Source organism: Kitasatospora sp. NPDC087861, assembly GCF_044742585.1.
Lineage (GTDB): Bacteria > Actinomycetota > Actinomycetes > Streptomycetales > Streptomycetaceae > Kitasatospora.
Window position 1 is genome coordinate 1 of record NZ_JBIUUS010000051.1, and the last position, 20,954, is coordinate 20,954.

The 20,954-nt window shown below is 68.3% G+C and carries 16 protein-coding genes and 4 pseudogenes; 12 read left to right on the forward strand and 8 right to left on the reverse strand.

The window, feature by feature from the left end; all coding sequences use genetic code 11:
- Both ACIOJE_RS37475 and ACIOJE_RS37480 read left to right on the forward strand, forming a co-directional pair.
- On the forward strand, window positions 1-5,025 hold a 5,025-nt coding region (locus tag ACIOJE_RS37475), incomplete at its 5' end, for a type I polyketide synthase (protein ID WP_400782741.1).
- A gap of 136 nt (window positions 5,026-5,161) precedes the next feature.
- Entirely contained in the window at window positions 5,162-6,415 is a 1,254-nt protein-coding gene (locus ACIOJE_RS37480; RefSeq protein WP_400782743.1) for an MFS transporter, read from the forward strand.
- 29 nt (window positions 6,416-6,444) lie between these two features.
- On the opposite strand, the gene ACIOJE_RS37485 is transcribed toward ACIOJE_RS37480, so the two are convergent.
- Both ACIOJE_RS37485 and ACIOJE_RS37490 read right to left on the reverse strand, forming a co-directional pair.
- The gene (locus tag ACIOJE_RS37485; RefSeq protein ID WP_400782746.1) at window positions 6,445-7,080 is read right to left on the reverse strand and encodes a dihydrofolate reductase family protein; all 636 of its coding nucleotides are present in this window, start codon (window positions 7,078-7,080) and stop codon (window positions 6,445-6,447) included.
- Complete coding sequence (locus tag ACIOJE_RS37490) at window positions 7,077-7,892, reverse strand: phytanoyl-CoA dioxygenase family protein (protein WP_400782748.1); 816 nt, start codon at window positions 7,890-7,892, stop codon at window positions 7,077-7,079. The genes ACIOJE_RS37485 and ACIOJE_RS37490 overlap by 4 nt, the downstream gene beginning before the upstream one ends.
- 351 nt (window positions 7,893-8,243) lie before the next feature.
- On the opposite strand from ACIOJE_RS37490, the gene ACIOJE_RS37495 reads away from it, so the two are divergent.
- From ACIOJE_RS37495 to ACIOJE_RS37505, 3 genes and pseudogenes are all read left to right on the forward strand, one after another.
- Window positions 8,244-9,176: a LysR family transcriptional regulator gene (locus ACIOJE_RS37495; RefSeq protein WP_280685851.1), complete on the forward strand. Its 933-nt coding sequence runs from the start codon at window positions 8,244-8,246 to the stop codon at window positions 9,174-9,176.
- 512 nt (window positions 9,177-9,688) lie between these two features.
- On the forward strand, window positions 9,689-10,270 hold the full coding sequence (locus tag ACIOJE_RS37500) for a hydrolase (protein WP_280685858.1): 582 nt from the start codon (window positions 9,689-9,691) through the stop codon (window positions 10,268-10,270).
- A 91-nt stretch (window positions 10,271-10,361) separates the two neighbouring features.
- Window positions 10,362-10,469, forward strand: a pseudogene (locus tag ACIOJE_RS37505) (IS481 family transposase); the annotation flags it as partial.
- A gap of 159 nt (window positions 10,470-10,628) precedes the next feature.
- On the opposite strand, the pseudogene ACIOJE_RS37510 reads toward ACIOJE_RS37505, so the two are convergent.
- Window positions 10,629-10,802 (reverse strand): annotated as a pseudogene (locus ACIOJE_RS37510) (pirin family protein); the annotation flags it as partial.
- A 638-nt stretch (window positions 10,803-11,440) separates the two neighbouring features.
- On the opposite strand from ACIOJE_RS37510, the gene ACIOJE_RS37515 reads away from it, so the two are divergent.
- Together ACIOJE_RS37515 and ACIOJE_RS37520 are read left to right on the forward strand one after the other, a co-directional pair.
- A complete protein-coding gene (locus tag ACIOJE_RS37515; RefSeq protein ID WP_400782750.1) occupies window positions 11,441-11,791 on the forward strand; it encodes a hypothetical protein in 351 nt (116 codons plus the stop codon).
- Between the two features lie 404 nt (window positions 11,792-12,195).
- The gene (locus ACIOJE_RS37520; RefSeq protein ID WP_400782752.1) at window positions 12,196-12,480 is read left to right on the forward strand and encodes a LuxR C-terminal-related transcriptional regulator; all 285 of its coding nucleotides are present in this window, start codon (window positions 12,196-12,198) and stop codon (window positions 12,478-12,480) included.
- Between the two features lie 100 nt (window positions 12,481-12,580).
- Here the strand turns inward: ACIOJE_RS37520 and ACIOJE_RS37525 are convergent, their stop codons facing one another.
- The 3 genes and pseudogenes from ACIOJE_RS37525 to ispH all read right to left on the reverse strand — a co-directional run bounded on the left by ACIOJE_RS37525 (window position 12,581) and on the right by ispH (window position 14,440).
- Window positions 12,581-12,715: a hypothetical protein gene (locus ACIOJE_RS37525; protein ID WP_400782754.1), complete on the reverse strand. Its 135-nt coding sequence runs from the start codon at window positions 12,713-12,715 to the stop codon at window positions 12,581-12,583.
- 205 nt (window positions 12,716-12,920) lie between these two features.
- Window positions 12,921-13,325: pseudogene (locus ACIOJE_RS37530) on the reverse strand (1-deoxy-D-xylulose-5-phosphate synthase); the annotation flags it as partial.
- A gap of 164 nt (window positions 13,326-13,489) precedes the next feature.
- On the reverse strand, window positions 13,490-14,440 hold the full coding sequence (gene ispH / locus ACIOJE_RS37535; RefSeq protein ID WP_400782756.1) for a 4-hydroxy-3-methylbut-2-enyl diphosphate reductase: 951 nt from the start codon (window positions 14,438-14,440) through the stop codon (window positions 13,490-13,492).
- Between the two features lie 702 nt (window positions 14,441-15,142).
- On the opposite strand from ispH, the gene ACIOJE_RS37540 reads away from it, so the two are divergent.
- The 5 genes and pseudogenes from ACIOJE_RS37540 to ACIOJE_RS37560 all read left to right on the forward strand — a co-directional run.
- Window positions 15,143-15,862 (forward strand): cyclopropane-fatty-acyl-phospholipid synthase family protein, encoded by a 720-nt coding sequence (locus ACIOJE_RS37540; RefSeq protein ID WP_280685849.1) that lies wholly within the window; start codon window positions 15,143-15,145, stop codon window positions 15,860-15,862.
- A 272-nt stretch (window positions 15,863-16,134) separates the two neighbouring features.
- Complete coding sequence (locus ACIOJE_RS37545) at window positions 16,135-16,395, forward strand: hypothetical protein (protein WP_400782759.1); 261 nt, start codon at window positions 16,135-16,137, stop codon at window positions 16,393-16,395.
- A gap of 90 nt (window positions 16,396-16,485) precedes the next feature.
- On the forward strand, window positions 16,486-17,316 hold the full coding sequence (locus ACIOJE_RS37550) for a methyltransferase domain-containing protein (protein ID WP_280685847.1): 831 nt from the start codon (window positions 16,486-16,488) through the stop codon (window positions 17,314-17,316).
- Window positions 17,317-17,944: 628 nt separating this feature from the next.
- The gene (locus ACIOJE_RS37555; RefSeq protein WP_280685846.1) at window positions 17,945-18,145 is read left to right on the forward strand and encodes a transposase family protein; all 201 of its coding nucleotides are present in this window, start codon (window positions 17,945-17,947) and stop codon (window positions 18,143-18,145) included.
- Between the two features lie 21 nt (window positions 18,146-18,166).
- A pseudogene (locus ACIOJE_RS37560) lies at window positions 18,167-18,540 on the forward strand (IS1380 family transposase); the annotation flags it as partial.
- A 233-nt stretch (window positions 18,541-18,773) separates the two neighbouring features.
- On the opposite strand, the gene ACIOJE_RS37565 reads toward ACIOJE_RS37560, so the two are convergent.
- Entirely contained in the window at window positions 18,774-20,015 is a 1,242-nt protein-coding gene (locus ACIOJE_RS37565) for a cytochrome P450 (protein WP_280685845.1), read from the reverse strand.
- Between the two features lie 114 nt (window positions 20,016-20,129).
- The gene (locus ACIOJE_RS37570) at window positions 20,130-20,603 is read right to left on the reverse strand and encodes a hypothetical protein (protein WP_400782764.1); all 474 of its coding nucleotides are present in this window, start codon (window positions 20,601-20,603) and stop codon (window positions 20,130-20,132) included.
- Window positions 20,604-20,954 lie beyond the last annotated feature (351 nt).

Consider the following 20,954-nt stretch of genomic DNA (forward strand, 5'->3'; position numbering starts at 1 on the left):
CAGCCCTCCGAAGTAGACGCCGTCGAAGCCCACGGCACCGGCACCCGCCTCGGCGACCCCATCGAAGCCCAAGCCCTCCAAGCCACCTACGGACAGAACCGCCAACAACCCCTCTGGCTCGGCTCGGTGAAATCCAACATCGGCCACACCCAAGCCGCCGCCGGCGCCGCCGGCATCATCAAGATGGTGATGGCGATGCGGCACGGGGTACTGCCCCGCACCCTCCACGTCACCGAGCCGACCACCGAGGTCGACTGGACCGCGGGCGCCGTCTCCCTCCTCACCGAACAGCAGCCCTGGCCCGCACACGACCGCCCCCGCCGCGCCGCCGTCTCCTCCTTCGGCATCAGCGGCACCAACGCCCACGTCATCCTCGAACAACCACCCGTCACCGACAGTCGCCAGGCCCCACCGCAGCGCACACTGCCCTGCGTTCCTGTGACAGTCTCCGGGCACACCCCGGCAGCCTTGCGTGCTCAAGCGGCGCAGCTCGCCGATCGGGACGACGCCTCGGTGCTGGACGTCGCGTACTCCCTCGCCACCACCCGCAGCGCCCTCGAACACCGGGCGGTCATCGTGGCAACGGATCCGGCCGACCACACCCAGGCGCTCCGTGCGCTCGCCCGCGGTGGTAGCCACCCAGGTCTCGTCACCGGCCGGGGCGACAAGGGAACCCTGGCCATGGTGTTCTCCGGCCAGGGCAGCCAACGCCTCGGCATGGGCCGCGAGCTCTACGACACCTACCCCGTCTACGCCGACGCCTTCGACACCGCCTGCGCCGAACTCGACCCCCACCTCCCCCACCCACTACGCGACATCGTCTTCGGCGACGACCCCGACCTCCTCAACCAAACCCAGTACACCCAGCCCGCCCTCTTCGCGTTGCAGGTCGCCCTCTACCGACTCTGGGAACACTGGGGCATCACCCCCGACGTGATCACCGGCCACTCCATCGGCGAAATAGCCGCCGCCCACATCGCCGGCATCCTCACCCTCACCGACGCCGCCACCCTCATCACCCACCGCGCCCGCCTCATGCAAGCCCTACCCCAAGGCGGCGCCATGGTCGCCATCACCACCACCGAGAAGGAGATCCGCCCTCTCCTCCACGGCCACGAACACCACGTCGGCATCGCCGCCATCAACAGCCCCACCTCCCTCGTCCTATCCGGCGACCACACCACCCTCACCGAAATCGTCGGCAAACTCCCCGCACACCGCACCACCTGGCTCCGCGTCTCCCACGCCTTCCACTCCCCCCTCATGGAACCGATCCTCGACCAGTTCCGCGACACCATCCGCCAGCTGACCCTCGCCCCACCCACCATCCCCCTCATCTCCACCCTCACCGGCCAACCCATCGACCACACCGACCCCGAACACTGGATCCACCACACCCGCCACACCGTCCGCTTCGCCGACGCCATCACCCACACCCCAGCCGACACCTACCTCGAAATCGGCCCCAGCGCCTCCCTCACCCCCCACCTCCCCACCAACACCATCGCCTCACTGAACCCCAAGCACAGCGACACCCACACCCTCACCACCGCCCTCGCCCACCTCACCGCCCACGGCGCAAACCCCCACTGGGACCACTACTTCACCAACACCGGCGCACAACGCACCCCCCTCCCCACCTACCCCTTCCAACACACCCGCTACTGGCTCGACAACCGGCCGTCCGACGTGGTCGATCTCGGTGCGGCAGGTCTGGACAGCAGTGGGCACGCTCTGGTGACGTCAGTGATCGCTGATCCGGAGTCGGGCGGGCTGATGTTCCTCGGTCGCATCGGTGCCGATGCGCATTCCTGGCTGGCCGATCACGTCGTCGCGGGCCGCATGGTGTTGCCGGGTACCGCGTACGTCGATCTCCTCCTGCACGCGGGCGCGGCGTGCGGGCTGTCCCAGCTGGACGATCTGACGCTGGAAGCACCGCTGGTGATTCCACGGGACACCCCGATAGACGTCCGCATGACCGTCGAGCCGCCTGACGCGGCGGGCCGTCGGACGGTGCGTGTGCACAGTCGCGGCTCGGATCCCGACAGCGCGTGGAACCGGAACGCCAGGGCCGTCCTCACCGCTCCGGCTGCGCCGTCCGCGCCGTCCGTGCCCGACGGTCCGGGTGAGTGGCCCCCGCCGGACGCGCAGCCGCTCGACCTCGCATCGGTCTATCCCACGCTGGCGGCTCACGGGTTGGACTACGGCCCCGTTTTCCAGGGCCTGCGTCATGCCTGGTCACGACCGGGTGAGTTGTTCGCCGAAACGGCCCTTCCCGAGGGCACCGACGTGACCGGGCACGTGCTGCACCCCGCGCTGCTGGACGCCGCCCTGCATGCCATCGGTTTCGGCGGTCTCGTGGACGCGGGCGAAACCGGTCCGCGGTTGCCGTTCGCCTGGCGCGGCGTGCAGGCCGGCCCGCCCGGCGCGACGACCCTGCGGGTACGTCTGGCGGTCGTCGGCCCGGACACCGTCACGCTCCAGTTGTTCGACGACAGCGGACGCGGCATCGGCAGTGTGGACGCCCTCACCCTCCGCGGCGTACCGGCGGATCACCCGTCGACGACTGCGCCGCGGTCGCTGCTCGACGTGCGGTGGCAGGACCTTCCTCCCGCACCCGATGCCCAGCCGTCATGGTGGGTCATGCTCGGGGAGGACGGACTCGGGCTGGCGTCGCTGCTGCGGGGCGTCGGCGGCCGGATCGAGGAGCACGCCGACCTCGCCGGTCTCACCGCGGCTGTGGCCGCCTCCGGCGCGACGCCCGATGCGGTGTTCCTCGCACCGACGGCACCGGAGGGCTCCGACGTGCCGACGGCCACCGCTCGGCTGGCCTCCCAGGTCCTCGCGTTCCTGCGGACCTGGCTCACCGACCAGCGTTTCGCCGGGACACGTCTCGTGCTGGTCACCCGGGACGCCACGACGGATCCCGTCGCCGCCGCGCTCGCCGGACTCGTCCGGGCCGCCGAGGCCGAGCACCCGGGCCGGCTCGCCGTGGTCGACATCGGCTCCGGTACGGACCGCCTCGACCGCCGGGTGCTCGCGGCGGCGCTCGCCTCCGGGGAGCCGCACGTCACCCTTCGAGGCGGTGCCGCGCAGGTGCCCCGGTTCGCCGCGCTCGCCGCGTCCGACCCGGTTGCGGTGGATCTGTCGGCCGGTACCGTCCTGGTCACCGGAGCCTCCGGAGCCCTTGGCCGGCTGGTCACCCGCCACCTCGTCGACCACCACGGGGTGCGCGACCTGCTGCTCGTGAACCGCAGCGGCGAGATGGCCGGGCTTCGCGCCGAACTGGAGAGCGCGGGAGCGACCGTGGAGGTGGCCGCCTGCGACGTCGCCGAGCGGGACCAGGTCGCCGCGCTGCTGTCGTCCCGGCCGGTGCGCGCCGTCGTGCACGCTGCCGGCGTGCTCGACGACGGTGTGATCGAGTCACTGACCGACGAGCAGCTCTCCCGGGTGCTGCGCCCGAAGCTCGACGGTGCCTGGAACCTGCACGAGCTCACCGGGGACACGACGCTCCTCGTGCTCTTCTCGTCGATCGCGGGGATCCTCGGCTCGGCGGGGCAGGCGGCCTACGCCGCGGCGAACAGCGCGCTGGACGCGCTCGCCGCGCACCGGACCGCCCGTGGGCTCCCCGCGCTCTCCCTGGCCTGGGGCCCCTGGACCACCGAGATCGGCATGTCCGCGGGCCGGCGGCGGCTCGAACGCGCCGGGGTGGTGCCGCTGAGCCCCGAGGAGGCGCTTGCGCTGTTCGATGTCGCCTTGACCAGGCCCGAGCCGCTGCTGGTGCCGGTGCACCCGGACCTCGCCGCGCTGAGCGCCGCGGCGCAGCGGCACCAGGTGCCGCCGATCTGGCACGGACTGGTCCGCCCGCCCGCGAAGGACGCGCCCCGCGCCGGACAGGACGCGTCGCCCCGGTTCGGGCAGCTGTCCGCGGACGAGCGCGACCGTCAGCTCCTGGGCCTGGTCCGCCGGGAGGTGGCCACGGTGCTCGGCTACTCCTCGGTGGACGCGCTCGACGGCGAACTCGCTTTCTCCGAACTCGGATTCGACTCGCTGACCGCCGTGGATCTGCGGAACCGGCTGGAACAGGCGACCGGATTGCGGCTGCCGGCCAGCCTGGTCTTCGACCACCCGACCGCTCCCGATCTCGTGCGGTTCCTGTCCGCCGAATTCGGTTCGGCAGCGCCGGAATCCACCGACCCGCAGGACACTCTCGGCGCATTGTTCACCGAGGCGTGTGAACAGGGAAGGATGGACGAGGGCATCGAACTGGTGAGCTTGGCGGCGCGTTTCCGGCCCGCATTCCGGACGCCGGAGGAACTCGGCCGGCGCCCCCACCCGGTACCGCTGTCCCGTGGGTCGGCCGAGCCGATGCTGCTCTGTTTTCCCGCCGTGGTGGCGATGTCGGGAGCGCACCAGTACGCGCGGTTCGCCGCCGCCCTGCGCGACAGTCGCAGCACCGTGGTCCTGCCCGAGCCCGGATTCGTGGCCGGCGAGAAGCTTCCGGCGGATGTGACCGCCCTCGTCGACGTACAGGCGCAGGCGGTGCTCGAACAGGCCGCCGGGGCGCCGTACGCCCTGCTGGGCTACTCATCGGGCGGCTGGATCGCGCACGAGGTGGCCCGGCGCCTGGCGGAGACGGACGCGCCGCCGAGCGGGGTCGTGCTGCTGGACACCTACCTGCCCCGGGAGATGAACCCCCGGCTCAACCAGGCCTTCACCCACGGGCTGTTCGCCCGGCGCAGCGAACTGGTGTCAACCGACCACGTGTCGCTCACCGCCATGGGTGGCTATTTCTCGGTGTTCGGCGCCTGGGAGCCACAACGTTCCGGTGTGCCGACGCTCTTCCTGCGGGCCGCCGACGCGTTGCCCGACGCCGACGGGAAGCCGCTGCCGGACTGTGACTGGGGTCCCGAGTGGGCCCATTGCGACACGGATCTGGAGATCAGCGGCGATCACTTCACGATCGTCTCGGAGCACGCGGAGAGCACCGCCCGGACCGTGGACGCGTGGCTGGGCGCACTCTGACACGTCGGCCCTCGGCGAGGCACAACCGTTGGCTGTGTCTCGCCGAGGGCCGGTTGTTTGACCCTGCCGCCGGACATCGGCTTGGATCCCCCCTGGTCAGGAGCGGGATCGTCCGATGGAACGGAGCGGGTACGGCATGCGGGGCGAACAGGCGCTGCGGCGGCAGTTCGGGTGGCTGTGGGCGGCGTATGCGGTGAGCACCTTCGGTACGTGGCTCGCCTTCGACGCCTTTCCGATCATCGCGATCCAGGTGTTGCACGCCGAGCCGAGGGAGGTTTCGGCGCTGGCGGCCGTGGGGCCGGCGGTGGGCGCGGTGATCGCGTTGCCGCTCGGCCCGTGGGTGGAGTTCCGGCGCAAGCGGCCGGTCATGATCGCCATGGATCTGGTCCGGTTCGCGACACTGCTGACCGTTCCCGCGGCGTACGCGCTCGGGCTGCTCAGCTTCTCCCACCTGATCGTCGTGTCGATGGTGGTGGGCGCCGCCGACATCACCTTCACCGCGGCGAGCGGCGCGTGTCTGAAGGCGCTGGTGCCCCGCGACGATCTGCTGGTGGCCAACGGTCGGTTCGAATCCACGACCTGGACCGCCACCATGCTCGGACCGCCGATCGGCGGCGCGGCGATCGGGCTGGTCGGCCCGGTCGTGACGGTCATGGCCAACGCGGTCAGCTTTGTGCTGTCGGCGGCGGGAATCCGGGCCATGGGAGGGAACGAACCGCAGCCGGCGCGGTCCCCGGGGCGGCGAATGCGCGCAGCCGACGTGCTCGAGGGCTGGCGCTACATCCTGGCCCACCCGTCGCTGCGTCGGCTGTTCTTCAACGTGCTGCTGTTCAACGGTCTCGTCATGGCGGTCTCGCCGCTGATGGCGATCATCATGCTCGGCGAGCTCGGCTTCACGCCGTGGCAGTACGCTCTCGCGTTCGCGGCACCGTGCCTGGGCGGCCTCCTCGGCTCCCGGCTGGCCCGCCGACTCGTCCCGCGATTCGGACAGCACCGGGTCATGCTCGTGGCGGGGACGGTGCGCACGTGCTGGCTGATCGGGCTGGTCTTCGTCCGCCCCGGCGTTCCCGGTCTGCTGCTCGTCATGGCGGTCGAGTTCGGACTGATCACCTGCTGTGCCGTCTTCAGCCCCGTGCTGGCCACCCATCGCCTCAACCAGATCCCGACGGGCATCGTCGCCCGCACGCTGTCCGCCTGGGCGGTCGCGGGCAAGGCCAGCACCGCGGCCGTGACCGCCCTGTGGGGCGTGCTGGCCGGCTTCACGGGCCCGCGCGCCGCGGTCGCCGTCGCCGGCCTCGCCATCCTGGCGACCCCGCTGCTGCTTCCCCGGCCCGATCGCGCGGGGCCGCTACCGGAGCCGGTGCCTCAGGCGCAGCTGTCCTCCTCTTGAGGCGCCGACGTCAGCTTGAGGCACCGACGTCAGCGGACGACCCGGTAGGTGATGTGCGTGGCCAGGTCGGTCGAAACCACCTTCCGCGGTTCGAGAACCGGGTCTCCGGCGTTCTCCAGCAGGCGCTCGCCCGCGCCCAGCAGGATCGGCCGGAGGTGGATGGTCAACTCGTCGAGCAGGCCGGCGGCGAGGTACTGCCGCACCACCGTCACCCCGCCCGCGAGCGAGACGTCCCGGCCGGCGGCGGCTGCCCGTGCCTGTTCGAGTGCGGACTCGATGCCGTCGGTGACGAAGGTGAACGTGGTGCCGCCCTTCATCTCCAGCGGTTCCCGCGGGTGGTGGGTGAGCACGAACACCGGCGCGTGGAACGCCGGCTCCTCACCCCACCAACCCCGCCAGGTCAGGTCCCAGGGGCCCGCACCGCCACCGAACATCCGCCGGCCCATGATGTAGGCGCCGATGCCGTGCATGGCCTCCGCCAGGACTTCGGAGTCGGCCGACTCCTCGCCGCCCTCCAGACCCCGGTGCTCGTGCCACGCCCTGGTCCCGAGCAGCCACTGGTGCAGGCGCATCCCGCCCACGCCGACCGGATGCTGCGGGCTCTGGTGGGGCCCCGCAGCGAATCCGTCGAGGGACATGCCGATGTGCGCGGTCACCGCCGTCATGGCCGGGGCGCCTCCGCCAGCAGGTCGGAGACCCGCGGGTAGCGGTGGTCGGGCAGCTGCTGGCCGGGCACCAGGTCCTCGTCCATCCGCTGGTGACCCGGGCGCGGCTGGTAGATCGCCGACGCGCCGGTGTAGGAGATGATGAAGGCCAGCCGGGTCCCGTCGGAGTGGTTGCCGTGGCTCCCGTGCCCGAGGGTGCTCTGGTGGAAGGTGACGTCCCCGGCGCGCATCGGTACCGTGACGCGCGGGTACCACTCGAGTTCCGGCCACTCGTTGAACATGTAGGTCGTCGCGTGGCTCTTCACCGCCGACATCTCGGCCCGATGCGGCTCCGGGCGCTTGTGCGAGTCGGGCAGGAAGATCAGGCAGCCGCGCTCGACCGGCACGTCGACCAGGGCGACCCAGGCGTTCACGTTCATCGGGGCGTCGAGCGGCGTGAGCGTGAGGTCCTCGTGCCAGATGGTGGGCACCTCGTCATGCGGGTGCTTGGCGTACGCCTGCCCGCTCCACACCCGCATCGGGGTGCCGGCCAGCTGCTCCGCCGCCGCGGCGACGCGGGGGTGACGCACGAGGCCGGTCATGGTGTCGTGCTTCCACCAGGGGTCCGAGGTGGTCCTGAGCGCGGTACCGCCACCGCCCATGCCGGCCCGCCGGCCGTCCTCCTCGATCGTGTCCAGCGCGATCTCGCGCCACCGCGCCACTTCGTCCGCGGGGATCAGGCCCGGGATGCGCGCGAATCCGTGTTCCCGGAAGTCCGTGATGTGTTGTTCATCGACAATGAAGGGTGCGTCCGGAGGCGTCACTTTGGTCATCAGCTTCCCTTCGATTCCAGCCGTCTTGAAAGTCAAGTCACATTCCTAACAGCTGCGCGCACCGGATGCCTAGTGAACCTTTGTTCACGTCGCGGAGACCGGGGAAAATCCGCGCGCCGAATCCGTTCGCCTCACGTTCCACGTCAGATGAATAGGACGCATTGCCAGCACGGTTTCGACTTCACGTGCTGCGGGCTCGTGCAGAATACCGGGCCTTTTCGCTCCGCCGCACGCCTCACCGACCACCGACCCGTCGCCACGGGGACCGGAGCCGGCCGGCGGACGCCCGCCACCGGCGGCGGCGGGAGTGGCGCGCCGCGCGTCCACCCCAGGGGAGATAGGTTCTGCCCCGTGGATCTCAACGCCGTTCGCACCTTCGTCGCCGTTGCCGACGCCGGCCAGTTACAGGCCGCCGCCGACGACCTCGGGATCACCCAGCAGGGGGCCTCAAAACGCGTGGCGGGCCTGGAGCGGGAGCTCGGCGTACAGCTCTTCACCCGGATCGCCAGAGGCGTCCAGCTCACCGTCGACGGAGAGGCCCTGCTACCCCACGCACGCGAACTTCTCCGGGCGGCCGAGCGCCTCACGGCGGCCGTGACCCCGGGACGCAGGCCGCTGCGGATCGACGTCGTCGGCCGCAGGATCGCGCCCTCCAACATCCTTCGCGACTTCTACCAACAACACCCCGACATCCAGCTCGATGTCGTCACCCTGGCCAACGCCGACGCCGCGTCGGCACTGGCGGAGATCAGCGCCGGGACCCTGGACGCGACGTTCAGGTCCCTCCGGGCCTCGGCCGGCGTGGCCCCCGAGGGACTCCGGTCATCGCGCGTCATCGACGACCGTCATGAGCTCCTGGTCGGCCCCCGGCACCCGTTGGCGAACGCCGAGACCGTGACCCTGGCCGAGCTCACCGGCCACCTCATCTGGATGCCCGGCATCGCCGACGCCGAGCCGATGGGCTACTACGAGGACCTGGCGAAGGCGTTCGGGCTCACCATCGACACGATCGGGCCGAGCTTCGGCGTCGAAGTGCTCCTCACCGAGATCGCCCGCTCGAACCGGCTCGCCACCTTCGTCGGCGAAGGCTCGCGCTACCTCTGGCCGGAAAGCTACAACCTCTGCCGGATCCCCATCGTCGACCCGGCCCCCGTCTACCCCCTCTCGGTGATCTGGCGGTCGGACAATCCGCACCCCGTCCTCGCGAACTTCCTCGACTACCTCCACGACAGGTACCGGAAGACCGCCCGCGACGACGTGTGGACCCCGACCTGGGCACGCTGAGGGCCGACCGCGACCGCATCCGGGCAGCCGGCACGGTACCCGCCTCGAAGGACCCGCTCGGGACCCGGAAGGACGCGCGCATGGTAGTGGGTTCCGCCACGCGACACCCACGGATCCGGTCGCCACCCCATTTCTGGCCGGAAAGCATCGTCGAATTGCCGGACGACCGCCCACGCCCCGCGCGCACGGCACCTTTACACATTTCGCGCACCCTTCCGGAAACAGTAGGGTTTCGTGCGCCACCGGGAAACGGTAGGGTTTCGTGCGCCACCAGGTGAGGACTTGCACCACGGATCCGGTGGCGACCCGGTCGAACTGCCCGGTCACGGGCCGGCCGGCCATATTCCGAACCTGTCTCCACTCCGTCATGAACGCGCACACCGCATCGGAATTCATGACTCCGGATCCTGTCGCCGCACAACCTTCGGCCGATCAGCTGTCACGGAGTCGTTCGAGCCACGGCGCGTGGCGTGGCGCTGATGACGCGAGTACCAAAACTGGAAGGGCGCAACGTGCCGGTCACCAAGCTCGACGCGGGAACTGCTCTCGTACTCATCGACCTGCAGAAGGCCACGGTCGGCGCACCCTGTGTGCCGCACACCGGTCCCGACGTCGTGACCCGTGCATCCGAACTCGCGGAGGCGTTCCGCGAGCGCGGCGCCACGGTCGTCCTCGTCCGCGTGACCGAGTCCGAGGACCGGGCGGACGGTACGCCGGGCCGCAAGGACGCACCGACCTACACGGGCCCCATGCCGACCGGGTGGGACGAGATCGTCGAGGAGCTCAGCGGCCACCCCGGCGACATCGTGATCACGAAGCGCAACTGGGGCGCGTTCTACGGCACCGATCTCGATCTGCAGCTGCGCCGTCGCGGCATCACCCAGGTCGTGCTCGGCGGCATCGCCACGAGCATCGGCGTGGAGTCCACCGCTCGCAACGCGCACGAACTCGGCTACCACGTCACGCTCGCCACCGACGCGATGGCCGACATGGATCCGGAGGCGCACCACAACAGCATCGAGCGGATCTTCCCGATGCTCGGGGAGCGCGGCACCTCCGCCGAGATCATCGAAATGCTGGCCAAGAGCAACTGATGCGTCCTGGCTGCACTGACCACGGAGGTTGGTGACCGGGCCCACGGCTGGCGGAACTTGAGATGAGTGAGGGCCTTCTGGCCCGGTGTGGATTGCGACATCCGCACCAGCGCCAGAAGGCCTCCCGCCACACCGCAACGCACCCCTGACCGAGACCGGACGCCTGCGCCCGGCCCGCTGCGCGGTCGAGAACGGCTGGCACACCACCCCAGACGCGCGAATCGACATGGCATCTCGACAGGACCCATGCGTCCGATCAGCGTGCCCCGCGCCCTCCACAGCCCCACCCGCCGCGCCATCCGGATCCACCCCCCGAGGAGGACCGCACCCGCACGCCTCCCGCGCACGCTTCACCAGGTCAGCGCACCCGTCCGCGCGCCTTCAGCGGCGTGGCGGGGAGTTCGGGGGCGGGCAGGCGGGCGCCGTCGTAGCCGTGGACGTCACCGAAGCGGGAGGTGGCCATCCAGTCGTCGCGGGCCTGGGTGATCTCCTCGCCGGTGCGCCCGATGAAGTTCCACCACATAGCACGCTTTCGGCGGTTCGTCCCAGCTCAGGGACTTGATCGACCATCCGGGGTCAGCAAAACGTCAGCAAGACGCCCGGGGAGCGAGATCGATCATGGCAACCACCAGCCTCATCCGCGGCGTGGGTTCCTTCTTCAAGGAGTGCGAGCACCCCGAGTCCCGGTGGCCCCGGTGCCCGCACGAGTACAAGATCCGGTACCGCAACGCGGCCGGGAGGCAGGCGGAGGAGTCCGGGTCCACCACCCAATCACCCCGGCGAGCTGGCCCTTCTGCCATGTCTGGCGCTGAGCCCCCTGTCGGGTTCGAACCGACGACCCCCGCTTTACAAGGATTGGCATGGCCCACCCGCTCCGACCTGGACATCGCCCCACCTGCGCCCGAGCAGACCACCGGCCCATGGGCGTCCCCGAGTGACCATCACGTACCGCCCGATCCGGCACGGCTATGGCACGCACACCACCCCTCGACGCGAACTGCTGGCAGAGCGGCGGCCACTGAGGCCTGCGGAGCGCCCTGCGGTGCCAGGCCGGTGTTCCGGCGATCACCCGGGGCGCCGGCTGTACGCCAGGGCGAACCGTCAGGCCCGGACTCTACGTTCTTTCTGGTAACGGTCAACACAGATGAGACGTACGGGAAGTGGGTGCGCATGACCCAGCTGGAGCGGAACTGCCCGGCGGCCCTGCTGCTGCCCGAGGGGCCGGTCACGGACACCGCCGCCGTGCTCGCCGCGGCCCGCGGCCTGCACGCCTGGGACCCGCGGCGGCCGGCGGTCGGGCAGCTGCTGGAACACCTGCCGGACCACGGCGACGACGCCCGGGCGCAGGTCTCCGCACCAGGGCCGGAACCAGCTCGAACCGTTCGACGACTCGAACGTCATCCCCATCCCGACGGCCCGCATCGAACGCCGACAAGCCGCCACCGGCCTCATCAACGAGCACCACCGAGCAAGCTGACCATCCGACAAACCCCCAGCCCACAGCCAGTGAAGCCATTTTGAAGCACTACTGGCTGCTCGGCCTGGATGATCTTGCGGTGTTAGGATTTTCAGGTCGGAATGACTCGCCACAGGCCCTGAATCGCCCTCGTAGACATGAGCGGAGAGTGTCGTGCCGAAAACCCACACTACTCCGGCGGGAGAATTTTCGCCGACGTTATTACCAATAGCTTTCGTCGGTCCTCACGGTGTCGGATCAATTTGCCTTTCCTGGCCGGAAGCCCAGCCGATACGCGAACCCCACGAGGTCCGTTCGAGCGATGACGTCCTTTTGTTTGACGGACCCGGCATGGCCCAGGAAGTGAGGCGGTTCTCGATCGAGTTGGACGTCGAGCTGCCGCCTGTCGCGGCTGTGGCCTCCGTTTACGGTCCTGACCTAGCCGGGCTATACGGAATGGACGAGTGCCATGGATAATGATCAGAACGGCTGCGAAGTGTCCCAGCCGGTCGCTGACTGGGTTCTCAGCTCGGTCCAGGTCAGGATCCTGGAGGGTGTTGCGGCCGGCTTCTCCAGCGGGCGACTTTCGAGAGAGTTATACCTCAGTTCGAAGACCATTGACTATCACGTCCGCGTCATGTCCGACAAGCTGCAGGCGCCGAATCGTGTCGCGTTGGTTTCGAGGGCGTTCGTCCTCCAGATTCTGCGAACAGATTCGTGGCCCCCGCGCATTGCGTGTGAAACTGTGGATTAATGCTCGGTGGTTCGCGAGATCGCAATCCGCACATTCTACATGAACTGCATGAACTGCATGAACTGCATGAACTGCATTTTGTGTCATGTTTCCTGGACGTTTACTTTATCTCGCTCCTTCTGGTCAGGTCGGAGGTCAGGCGCTGACCGGCCACGAGTGCGCGGGCCACGCCGTGACCTGGCTCGGCGATCTGCTGCGGCGTGGCGTCGATGTCGGCGGTGGACGTGGTGGTCACGACTGCACCGACACCGGCGCGACGCCGCCGACCGGCACCGTGCCCACCATGATCCGGCGGGAGGTCCGCCGCGTGGCCACCGAGAGCGGGACCTCGTCCTTGCGTGGCAAGGGCATTCCCAAATCGACGGTCGTCAATGTTCCTCCCCTGAGTGAACCGGCCAGGTGCCGGGGTCGTCGATGCCTCCTGACGCCGGTGCGGCGTCGAGCCCGGCCAGCGCACCTACCGCGATGATCAGCACGTCCAGCCGGCCGGAACGGCACAACACGTCAATCCCGTTGAACGTGGCGGTGGCGGGCCGGTCCTCACCGGCGGAGCCTTTGGGGAACCGCAGCAGTGTCGGACCTTCGTGCCACGCCACCGCCTCAGCCAGCAGTTCGGCCAGCCGGGTGCCGTCCCGCGGCGCCGCGATCCGCAGCCCCGGCACCACCTGCAGCACCGACAGGTCCCACATGCCGTTGTGGCTCGGCCCGTCGTCGCCGGTCACCCCGGACCGGTCGAGGACGAACGTCACCGGGCGGCGGTGCCGCGCGACGTCCATGAGCAGTTGGTCGAGCGCGCGGTTGACGAACGTGGAGTAGATGGCCACCACTGGGTGCACGCCGTGTGTCGGCTGACGCCTGGAAGGACCCTCATGGCATGTGGTGGCCGCGGCTGGTCGGACAGGTCGGAACGACGGCCGACGCGGCTCACCGCCGACGCGCTCTTGCCGACAGAGTCCTTGCCGGCGCCATCAGCGACAGGGGTCGCCCGGTCTCGATCGGTCTCGATCGGTCACGGCACGTCCGCCACTCCGGTCAGCCGCGTGGGCGGGGAGAACACGATGTCCTCGGTCGCCACCCTTTCTACGGCCGTGTCCACGTAACCCAGTTCGGCGAGCCGGTCGAGCAGCTGGTCGACGAGGATCTCCGGCGCGCTCGCCCCGGCGCTCACGCCGACCGTACTCACGCCGGCCAGCCACGCGGGGTCGAAGTGGGTCACGTCCGGCACCAGTTCGGCCCTGCCGCCGAGCCTGCGCGCCACCTCGACCATCCGGATCGAGTTGCTGGAGTTGGTCGAACCGACCACCAGCACCAGGTCGCACCGGTCCACAATGGCCCTGATGCCGTCCTGGCGGTTCTGGCTGGCGTAACAGATGTCGTCGGTGGCGGGCCCGCGCAGGTCGGTGAACCTGCGCTGGAGCACGGCGATGATGTCCCTGGTCTCGTCCACCGAGAGCGTGGTCTGGGTGAGGTAGGCGACCGGTGCGTCGGGGGGAAGGTCCAGTGCCTCCGCGTCGGCAACCGTCTCGACGATGACCGTCTGATCGGGAGCGTGCCCGTAGGTGCCCTCGACCTCCTCGTGGTCCGCGTGTCCGACCAGCAGCAACGTCCGCCCGTCGCGGGCGAACCGGCGGGCCTCCTGGTGCACCTTGGCCACCAGGGGGCAGGTCGCGTCGAGCACGTCCAGCCCGCGTGCGTCCGCGTTCTGCCGCACCTGCGGGGAGACGCCGTGCGCGGAGAAGACACACACCGCGCCCTCCGGTACCTCCTGCTCGGAGTCGACGAACCGGACTCCCCGGCGCTGGAACTCGCGCACCACGTAGTGGTTGTGCACGATCTCCTTGCGGACGTAGATCGGCGCGCCGTGCTGTTCCAGCGCGAGGTCGATGATGGCTATCGCCCGGCGTACACCGGCACACAAACTCCGTGGCTCAGCCAGCAGGACCTGCTTACCGTCACTCATCCCACTCCGTTCCGTGCCATGACGTTTGCGTCGGAACGTCTGGCTTGCGTTGCCGAACAGGGCATCCACGCCGGTCGGTAGAAACCGAGCCCTTCTCAGGAAGTCTTGTCTGCCGTTTGGTGCCGGCTTAATAGCCGGACTCGAAGTACGGCCTTGGGTGCCGCCCAGCAGCTACCAATCTGCAGGGTACTCCAATCCAGTCCTCACGCCGTCTTCTTTGGGGTTTTTCCTAAAGTCGAAGATGCTCACGCCGCGTCGTTGACACGACCATGGTTGTCCTCCAGGATGGAATCCAATAGCCGCCACTCAATTTCGGCGCGACTCAAGATTCCGGATCATGAGGGCGGCTCTACATTTCGAACGAGGCGCTGCCCATGCCGCAAGCCATGGAATCCGGTCCGGCGATCCTTGTTTAAACCACGCATCCTCGCCAAAATCATGACGAGCACAGCGTAGCAACCAAAGCAGGCCATTCGCCAACGTCGTCGGCATCCGAGCTCTGGAGGAGTGACTGTGTCAAATCTGGATGAACTTTTGAGTTCGCCTCAAACAGCGCTGGAGCCTCAGGATGAGGTAAGAATAGTTGGCCAATACTACGACGACAAAACAGCTAGGCTTGTTCGCAAATACGGGCCTGGACCCAGGATTCACTATCACGTAGGTCACTACCCTTCCTCTGAAACGCCACTACATCCTCACGATGTGACGCCGGATGATATTCGCCGCAGCATACGGCATCATCAAGAGGGTTTGCTGCGGTATGCGGCCAAGATCTGGGGCGCTGAACACCGGCTGTCGGGGAGAATCCTGGATGTCGGCTGCGGTCTTGGCGGGGGCTCGCTCTTCTGGGCACAGGAATACGGCGCCGACGTCACGGCGGTCACCAATGCGCCGGAACACGCGCCGATAGTTGACGGGTTCGCGCAGGAATGCGGTTTGGGCGGGAAGGTCCGAACACTGGTCTGTGATGCAATGCATCTCCCCTTGGACGGCCCCTATGACGCAGCAGTAGCAATCGAGAGCAGCGGATATTTCAACCGTCCTCTGTGGTTCGAGCGTCTGGCGCGCGTGCTTCGTCCAGGCGCGAGTGTCTGCATCGAGGAAGTATTCACTACACGCCCTCACGGGGCCGATGTGTGGGCCGAATACTTCTACACGAAACCGGCTACGGTGCTCGACTACGCAGAAGCCGCGCAGTCTGCGGGTTTCGAATTGGTCGACGAAGTCGACGCTACGTCAGAAACCTTGCCGTTCTGGGAGGAGAGTACCGCCTGGACGAAGGCGGTACTGGACAGCGACAGCAGCCTTTCAGCAGTTGACCGCAGGAACCTGAGGATATCTCTGATGGCGAACCAGGCGCTTGGCGCTGAATGGCAAGCAGGGGGCTTGCAGCTGGGCTTCTTGCGCTTCGAGCTGAAGTGAGCAAGGAACGGGACAAGATGCCGGAAATCCGCACGCAAGCTGGGCTGCCGGACAAGTAATGTAATGGGCGCCTCATGTCGGCGGATTCTCGGGGTCCTCGCAACACCTGATGGCTTACGTGGTTGTCAGTGGTTTTCAGTAGATCACGCAGGCGCTGGGCTGGGGTTGCCCAGCGCCTGCGCAGCGGGTTTCCGCCCGCCTTTCGATGTGACTGCCGGATTCCAGGGCGGTTGACTGACATCCTCGCCGCAGAGGGTCTGTCATCGGCCGACATGGACCAGCTCGTCGTCGACGGCTGGTACACGAAAGACGCCGCGGACAAGCCCGCCGTCGAGGTAAACGGCGGCGGCCAGCCGGTACAGCTCCGAGTCGCGCCGCACCACGAGAACCCTGGGGACGACGGGCCTCCGCAACGCCACACCTTCGGCGGCCAAGGTCTCAAGGACTACGTCAGCCGTATCCACGTCGCCGACCATCTCCTCGACGCGTTCCCCGGCAGGTGGCTCGCGGCCGACCCGCAGGACCTGCGGTGACGTACCACCACGATCATTCGCGGGCTCACCGCCGGTACGGCTGAACCGCCGCCGACTTCCCGCCACCTTCACAACGATACGGAGTTCCTCATGACGCTCGAACAGTCTCCCGCTCACGGCGACGTCCGCAACGTGTACGACGGGTTCGGTCGGATCTACGGTTCCGTCTGGGGCCCCAATATCCACTACGGCTACTGGGAGAACGAGGCCGACGACAGCTCCGTCGAGGAAGCCACAGACCGCCTGACCGACCTGATGATCTCAGGTCTCGCCGCGCAGGCCGGCCAGCGGGTCCTGGACATCGGCTGTGGCATCGGCCATCCCGCGCAGCGGCTCGTCCGCGCTTGTGACGTGAATGTGGTGGGCATCACCGTCAGCCAAATCCAGGTGGAGGAGGCCACGGAACTCGCGGCCGCGGCTGGGCTCGCCGACCGGGCCACGTTCCAGTTCGCGGACGCGATGGACATGCCCTTCCCCGACGGCTCGTTCGACGCGGCCTGGGCGTTTGAGTCGATGTGGCACATGCCCGACCGTGGCCAGGTGCTCTCCGAGGCCGCCCGCGTCCTGCGCCCCGGCGGCCGCCTCGCCATCGCCGACGTCATCCAGCGCGGCCCGGTCAGCCCTGAGGGACGCGTGGTCCTGGACCACATCCTCGAGAACTACGCGGTGCGCTCCTTGGGCACGGTGGACGAATACCGGGTGGCGTTGGCCGCCAACGGTTTCGTCGACGTGGAGATCCGTGACATCACCGACAACGTCATCCGTACCCTCGGGCTCATGGCCGACGCCTTTGAGACTGTCAGCGACAAGCTGTCCGATCTGGTCGGCAAGGAGCAGGCCGACTCGCTCATCGACTTCGTGCGTAGGTTCGGGGCCATCCCGGAGAGCGGCTACCTCTTCCTGACCGCGGTCCGCGCATGACCGCGGGCGCCGTCCCCGGTTTTCAGCTCGGCGTCTCATGGCGTAAGGCTGAGGTCGAAGTACTTCCTGACGCTTCCTGAACAGTGAGCCTTCGCCATCTTCGAACGTGCTGGTCGGAGGCGCTGGCGTGGCGGCTCTTCGAGATGCTCGTGCTGGCCGTGGGCGGGAGTCTGCGGTCTTGATCGTCTGACTCGGTGACCGGGGCGGTTCCGCTGGCTCCGCCGCGCTGCTGCCCCGGTGCCGCCTGCTATCCGCTTGATGGTGGAGTCCGAGATCGCGGAACGGATCGCCGCGCGGCGTGCGGAACTGGACGAACTCGAAGAACAGCTGGCCAAGCAGCTTGCCGATGTGCGGGCCGAGCGCGACGAACTCGCCGTCGCCGAGCGGGTCTGGCACCGGATGGCCGAGCAGCTCGCCGACGAACACGCGGCGGCGGCTCCGGTGGTCGGGCAGGTCGCGGGCCGCTCGGTGTTGCTGGTCCCGCAGCGAGAGGGCGGTACGGCCGAGACCGCGCTGCCGCCGGAGTATCAGCGCATCCTCGCCGTCGTTCGCCGGGCCGGGGCACCAGTGGCGACCCGGGCGGTCGGCGAGGTGCTGCGGCACGACCAGCGCCTGCTCGACCTGGCCGGTGGCCACCCGCGCCCGCAAGCTCACCCCGGGCCAGAAGCAGGCCAACCGCGCACTGGCCGCCGGACGCGCCCCCGTCGAACACGGATTCGCCCACCTGAAGAACTGGCGGATCCTCACCAAGCTCCACACCGACCCCGGCCGCGCCACCGCGCTCCTGCGCGCCCTGCTCGTCCTCACCGGTCTCGAAGTCAACCGCTGACGGACGATCAAGACCACAAGACTCACCGACGCCATCCACGCCGCGGTGCTGAGCCTCCCGGCCACCGCTCGGACGGCCGCCGTCGAGCCGGGCGATGAGATCCGCGACGGAGCCTGGGTGGCCGAACTCGACGGCGACTGCCTCAAGGGCTGGCCGGCGGGGATGCAGCTGATCGCGCGCAAGGAAGGCCCGCACCCGGGTGTCCAATGGCGATTCACCGACGCCGACGGCATGCGTCTGACCTGCCTCGCCACCAACACCAAGGACATGCCGATCGCCGTACCCGAACTGCGTCACCGGCCGCAGGCCAGAGCCGAGGACCGCATTCGCGCCGCCCGCACAACCGGCCTGCGCAGCCTCCCCTCCACGACACCGCGCAGAACCGGATCTGGCTGTGGAACCCGGCGCCCACCCGACGCGACAGCCGGGCCACCGGCAGGCCCATCACCAGTCCGACAAGCCGAAACGGCCCGCCAGTTGAACCGACGGGCCGTCACGAAGTGCCGAGGCTAGCCAGCATCCTGGTCTGTGGAACCCAGGGTCCTCACCTGCAATGCCGTCGGACAAGTGAGTTCTGCAGGGGTCAACGTGTCGTCCAGGTCCCCGACGACCGCCCGGATGCCCGTCCTCATTGCCGTACCCGCAACTCGGTCAACGCCCGAAGCGGAAACACCGGCCGGTGATGTGGCGCCAGCCCTGGCGCCAGAGTCAGACCCGGCATCCTGGTGGCGATGGCCTGTATCGCGATCTCCAGTTCCGCGCGGGCGAATCCGGCTCCGAGGCAGAAATGGATGCCGTGCCCGAACGCGAGATGCGTGGCAGACCGGCTGTCTGGACTGAACGCGGCCGGACATGCGTGAGAGCGACTGTCCCGGCCGGCCGCTCCGTACAGCAGAAGTAGCCGGCTCCCCGCGGCCAGGTGGACGTCACCGACCACTACGTCACGGACCGCGGTCCGGTACATGCCCGCCAGTGGGCTGTCGAACCGCAACCCCTCCTCGACAAGGTCCCGTGTGGCGATCGTCCCGTTGACGACCTCGGCCCAGCCGCCGGGTGACCGAAGCTGCTGGTAGAGGATCGTGCCAAGCGCCTCGGCACAGGTCATGTGTCCCGCGAAGATCAGTGTGGGGACCTGGACGGAAACCTCGTCGGCGGTGAGCGTGCGGCCCTCCTTGCCGTCGTGGAGCAGCTCACTGATCAGGTCGTCCTGCGGTGCGGCCAGCCGCTCCTGCACGAGTGAACGGGCGAACGCTCCGAAGTCCATCAGCCCGCGGGCGTATTCACGCAGCCGGTCAGGATCGGCGTTGCGCTGCGACATCATGAGTTCGATGCGTTGCTCGGACCACGTGCGGCAGCGGTCGACGTACTCGTCCGGGACCCCAAGGCGCCGGCAGATCACCTCGAGGGCGTACGGAACGGCGAACGCCGAGATGAAATCGAACTCCGTCAAGACCGCAGCACGCTCGACGAGGTCGGTGGCGATCGCGCGGATCGTGGGTTCGAACGCCCTGACCCTGGCCGGCGTGAACCCGGCGTTGAGCACTTCCCTGACCCTGGCGTGCTCGGGAGGGTCGAGTGAGCCGACGGCCACCGCATCAGCGCCGCGCCAGGTGCGGAACATCCGACTCACGTCTTCGGGCAGCGCGACCGCGGGACGAGGGTTGTGGTCACGCGCCGAGAAGCTTCGGTCGTCCCGCAGCACGGCAACCATGTCCTCGCGCCGAGTGACGCACCACGCGCCGAGCAAAGGGGCGTAGAACACCGGTTCCGTCTCTCCGATGTCGGCCAGAAATGAATACGGGTCGTCGCGATGTGCGCCATACGGGTCGAACGACCTGACTTCATGCAATTGCCCAGAATCAACTGACATAGCCATTCCGCCTCTCAAGCTTTCAGTGAACCATTCCCGGTAATGATCAGTGACGTTGTGTGATACCGCTCGGCCCGCCGGGGCCGAGACATGCCTGCTCGGCCTAGGAGCTATTCAGCGATCTTGATACGGCCGACCCAGTCGAAGCGCAGCAGATCTTCGCCGCTCCATCTCCGTGGTGCGTCGGGGGGAAGGTCCAGTGCCTCCGCGCCGGCAACCGTCTCGACGATGACCGTCTGGTCGGGAGCGTGCGTCCGCGTTCTGCCGCACCTGCGGGGAGACGCCGTGCGCGGAGAAGACACACACCGCGCCCTCCGGTACCTCCTGCTCGGAGTCGACGAACCGGACTCCCCGGCGCTGGAACTCGCGCACCACGTAGTGGTTGTGCACGATCTCCTTGCGGACGTAGATCGGCGCGCCGTGCTGTTCCGGCGCGAGGTCGATGATGGCTATCGCCCGGCGTACACCGGCACACAAACTCCGTGGCTCGGCCAGCAGGACCTGCTTACCGTCACGCATCCCACTCCGTTCCGTGCCATGACGTTTGCGTCGGAACGCCTGGCTTGCGTTGCCGAACAGGGCATCCACGCCGGTCGGTGGAAACCGAGCCCTTCTCAGGAAGTCTTGTCCGCCGTTCGGTGCCGGCTTAATAGCCGGACTCGAAGTACGGCCTTGGGTGCCGCCCAGCAGCTACCAATCTGCAGGGTACTCCAATCCAGTCCTCACGCCGTCTTCTTTGGGGTTTTTCCTAAAGTCGAAGATGCTCACGCCGCGTCGTTGACACGACGGGAGAGGTAGTTCAGGATGACAGACGAAACGATCACACAAATTCCGGTGCATCACTCCAGGTTCAGATTGCGCGTAGACGCGGGAGCTGCCTACGTATTGACCTGTAGTGATGTCGGGTGATCATGAACTTTGCACAAGAATTCGCATATC

Coding starts and splice junctions, on each gene's coding strand:
- ACIOJE_RS37480 (WP_400782743.1), top strand. CDS start 5,162: ATGCGGGGCGAACAGGCGCTGCGGCGGCAGTTCGGGTGGCTGTGGGCG.
- ACIOJE_RS37485 (WP_400782746.1), bottom strand. CDS start 7,080: ATGACGGCGGTGACCGCGCACATCGGCATGTCCCTCGACGGATTCGCT.
- ACIOJE_RS37490 (WP_400782748.1), bottom strand. CDS start 7,892: ATGACCAAAGTGACGCCTCCGGACGCACCCTTCATTGTCGATGAACAA.
- ACIOJE_RS37515 (WP_400782750.1), top strand. CDS start 11,441: ATGACCCAGCTGGAGCGGAACTGCCCGGCGGCCCTGCTGCTGCCCGAG.
- ACIOJE_RS37520 (WP_400782752.1), top strand. CDS start 12,196: ATGGATAATGATCAGAACGGCTGCGAAGTGTCCCAGCCGGTCGCTGAC.
- ispH (WP_400782756.1), bottom strand. CDS start 14,440: ATGAGTGACGGTAAGCAGGTCCTGCTGGCTGAGCCACGGAGTTTGTGT.
- ACIOJE_RS37545 (WP_400782759.1), top strand. CDS start 16,135: ATGGACCAGCTCGTCGTCGACGGCTGGTACACGAAAGACGCCGCGGAC.
- ACIOJE_RS37550 (WP_280685847.1), top strand. CDS start 16,486: ATGACGCTCGAACAGTCTCCCGCTCACGGCGACGTCCGCAACGTGTAC.
- ACIOJE_RS37565 (WP_280685845.1), bottom strand. CDS start 20,015: ATGTCAGTTGATTCTGGGCAATTGCATGAAGTCAGGTCGTTCGACCCG.